Genomic DNA, 3,493 nt, shown 5'->3' with positions numbered 1-3,493 from the left:
GGCCAGCACCACCGGGATCGGGACCACCGGTTCCTCGGGCGCGTCCACCGACCGCTGCGACCCGTCCGGGAACCGCAGGTGGTAACGGTGCCCGTCCCAGACGCCGACCGGGGACTGCGGGTCCCGGCCCACGAAGAACGACCGGTACGCGCTGATCGCCGCCAGCAGCTCCTGTTCCTCCCGCGCCGTCCGCTCCCGGTCAACGGGCCGACGGTCCAGGCCCCGGAGCGCGCCGTCGCGCAACAACGCCAGTCGGGTCGCCGCGAACTGGTAGCCGCGCATCGCCCGCAGACCGGCGTCGCCGGCCACCCGCCGGGCCCAGGCCCGGGCCGCGTGCCGCCGGCCGAGGCTGCTCAGTGCCGCCACCTCCGGTGGCGTGAGCCAGCCGGCCCGGACGTAGTCCGGCAGGATCCGCTCGGTGAGCCGCCCCTCCCAGGCCCGCAGCCACACCGCCAGGCCGACCATGCCGAAGAAGATCGGCACCATCACACCGACGAAGCCGAAGATCGAGATGAACACCTCGCCGGTGGCCTGGGTGAGGGTCGGCAGCAGGTTCCACGCCCCGTGCAGCATCATCGCCAGCAGCAGGCCGGCGATCGGGGCGAACACCCGGACCCGGCGGCTCGCCGTCCGCGCGGCGATGCCGAGGCCGACGCCGGTCATCGCGGTGAACAACGGGTGGGCGAACCCGAACAGCAGGATCCGGACAATGAAGATGGCGATCACCTGCTGGGCCCCGGTGGCCGGGCCGTACTGCTCGGCACCCGAGGCGTACCCGTAGCCGCCCAGGTAGAGGATGTTCTCCACCATCGCGAAGCCGATCGCGGACAGCCCGCAGTACACCAGGCCGTCGGTGATGCCAGACCACTCCCGGCGCCGGAAGACCAGCAGCAGGATCGGGCCGAGCGCCTTGGTCAACTCCTCGATGAACGGCGCGACCAGCACCGCGGTGAGCTCGACCGGCAGCCCCCGGTCCTCGAACCAGTCGGCGGCGGTCTCGTTGACCTTGAGCGACGCCGCCGTGGAGACGAACGCACCCCAGGCGAAGCAGAAGATCAGATACTTCAGTGGCTCGGGTTCGTACCGGTCGAGCCAGAGGAAGCAGGCCACCAGCACCGGAACCGGCAGGATCGCGGCAGCCGCTCCGATCATCAGCGCCTCGGGGCCGAGGCTGGTGCCGAGTTGGAAGAGCATGAAGATCGCACAGGCGGCGATCAGCAGGATCACCCCGGCCAACACCAGGGCCCGCTGCCAGCTCAGCCGACGACGTGACTTTCCGGGTACGTCGGTACCCGTGGATGGTGCTGCGGGCACGGACGGCGACGGCGGCAGGGATCCGCCGGACGGGGTGTCGGCCATGCGGTCAGCGTAGCCATCGCCGGCCCGGCGGGCCGGGCGCATCGGCCGCACCGACGGTCACCAGGCCCAACGCCCGCCACTGGGCCGACGGTCGCCACCGAGGCGGCTCAACCAACCGGCGGCGCGGTGGGCGGCTTCGGCGCCGGCTCCGGCCCGGCCGGTGCGCCCGGCCGGTCCATCTCGCCGAAGGACGTCCGCACCAGCCGGTTCGCCTCCTCCTGACTGATGCCCGAGGCCACCAGCAGATCGCTGGCGGTGGTACGCACCTGGGCGACCACCACACTGCCGGAGAACCCCACCCCCTCGGCGTACGCCCGGCCCGCCTCGCTGACCGCGCGCAGCGACCGCTCCCGGGCCTGCTCGGGCTCCTCGCCGTGGGCGAACTCCTTCTTCAACAGGCGTACCGACTCGGCGAGGTGGGCCACCGCGTCCGGCATCGGCTCCGGGATCGGCTCCTCGTCCTCGATCAGGGTCACCGCGCGCCGGATCAACGTGCCGCTGTTGCGCATCGCCCGGTCGATCGGGTCGGCCGCCTCCGCGTAGTGCGTGAGTTCGCTGCGCCGGTGCCACCGCGCCGGGGAGAGCAGGGTGGTCTCCTTGGCGCCCTCGATCGCCTCGGTGAGGGTGGTCAACTCCTCCTTGTTGTCCCGCAGCCGGTCCAGCGCTGTCTGGATCTTCTCCCGGTCCCCTTCGCGCAGCCCGTCGGCGGTGACGTCGAGCTGCGCGGCGAGCAGGTCCAGGGCCGGTCGGGCCGCCCGGTTGAGCACCCGCAGCGGGTTGAGCGGCAGCAGGACCGCGGTGACCAGCAACGCGATGCCGCCACCGACGAGCGCGTCGATGAACCGGGGTAACTCCAGGTTCTTGACCGACGGGCTGAGGGTCACGATCAGCACCGCCGTCGCCGCCGCCTGGATGACGATGGCGACGCTGCCGCCGGCGAAGATGGTCAGCAGGATGGCGGCGGTCACGACCAGCCCGAGCTGCCACGGTCCGGCACCCAGGAAGTAGACCAGCAGGTCCCCCACGCCCACCCCGACCGCCACCCCGATGATCAGCTCGGCGGTCCGGCGGAACCGTTGGCCCACCGAGACGGCGAGCGTGCCGACAGCGGAGATCGGGGCGAAGACCGGCTGCGGGTTGCCCAGCAGGTCGTGTGAGGCGAACCAGGAAAGCCCGGCCGCAAGGCCCGCCTGCACGGCCAGGCCGATTGACATCCGTACCCGGTGCAGACGCTCGTGCAGGGTGGCCTTGCTCCGATGGTGCAGCTGCGCCACCGTGTCGGCGATCCGCGCCGTGTCCACGTCAGACAGGCGTTCGCGCTTGCGGTCGCGTCTCAGCAGCGGAATTCGTCGGTCCGCCATACCCGCGACTACCCGCAGCACGCCCGGACATTCCTCGCCGAATTGGCGCACCCTCCCGTCCGGTCACGGTTCGCCCGTACGAGGACATTCCCGGCCCGGCCGGCTGACGTCGGCTTGGGCAGGCCGACCGGCGCGCGCTCGTCCCGGGCAGGGCAGATGGGGCAGGCCGGCCGGTGCGCGCTCGTCCCGGGTAGGGCAGACTCGGCCGGGTGGCGGGGCTGATCGAACGGTGGCGAACGTCCGCCCGGTACGCCGGGGCGACCGACCCGGCGGCGGTGGACGCCGCCGGCAACGAGCTGGTCGAGCGATGGCGGGAGCCGCACCGGCACTACCACACGATCGAGCACCTGACCGCCGTGCTCGACGTGGTCGACCGGTACGCGTCAACGGCGTCGCGGCCGGACCTGGTCCGCCTCGCCGCCTGGTGCCACGACGCGGTGTACGACCCGCGGGCACCGGGCGACCGGAACGAACGGGACAGCGCGGCGCTCGCCGGCACGCTGCTCGCCCGGGCCGGGCTGCCCGCCGCCGAGGTGGCCGAGGTGCGCCGGCTGATCCTGCTCACCGCCGGGCACCTGGTGGATCCGGCGGACACCGACGGCGCCCTGCTCTGCGACGCCGACCTCGCCATCCTGGCCGCGCCACCCCCCGGCTACGACCGGTACGCCGCCGCGATCCGCCGCGAATACGCCCACGTACCCCCAACGGACTACCGAGCCGGCCGCACCCAGGTCCTCTCCGCCCTGCTAGCCCTACCCGCGCTCTTCCAAATC

Annotated in this window: 3 protein-coding genes; 1 reads left to right on the top strand and 2 read right to left on the bottom strand. The window is 72.7% G+C overall.

What is annotated here, in order from left to right:
- Both C1I95_RS32790 and C1I95_RS32785 read right to left on the bottom strand, forming a co-directional pair.
- The coding region (locus C1I95_RS32790; protein ID WP_111219860.1) for a PrsW family intramembrane metalloprotease at nt 1-1,401 on the bottom strand (1,401 nt) is incomplete at its 3' end.
- A gap of 65 nt (nt 1,402-1,466) precedes the next feature.
- Nucleotides 1,467-2,720 (bottom strand): FUSC family protein, encoded by a 1,254-nt coding sequence (locus tag C1I95_RS32785; protein ID WP_111219858.1) that lies wholly within the window; start codon nt 2,718-2,720, stop codon nt 1,467-1,469.
- Nucleotides 2,721-2,929: 209 nt separating this feature from the next.
- On the opposite strand from C1I95_RS32785, the gene C1I95_RS32780 reads away from it, so the two are divergent.
- Nucleotides 2,930-3,493: HD domain-containing protein (locus C1I95_RS32780; RefSeq protein ID WP_111219856.1), on the top strand; the 564-nt coding region annotated here is incomplete at its 3' end.

It is taken from the genome of Micromonospora craterilacus, from assembly GCF_003236315.1.
In the GTDB taxonomy this organism is placed as follows: Bacteria; Actinomycetota; Actinomycetes; order Mycobacteriales; family Micromonosporaceae; genus Micromonospora; species Micromonospora craterilacus.
This window is presented reverse-complemented; position numbering and strand designations above follow the sequence as displayed.

Coding starts and splice junctions, on each gene's coding strand:
- C1I95_RS32785 (WP_111219858.1), bottom strand. CDS start 2,720: ATGGCGGACCGACGAATTCCGCTGCTGAGACGCGACCGCAAGCGCGAA.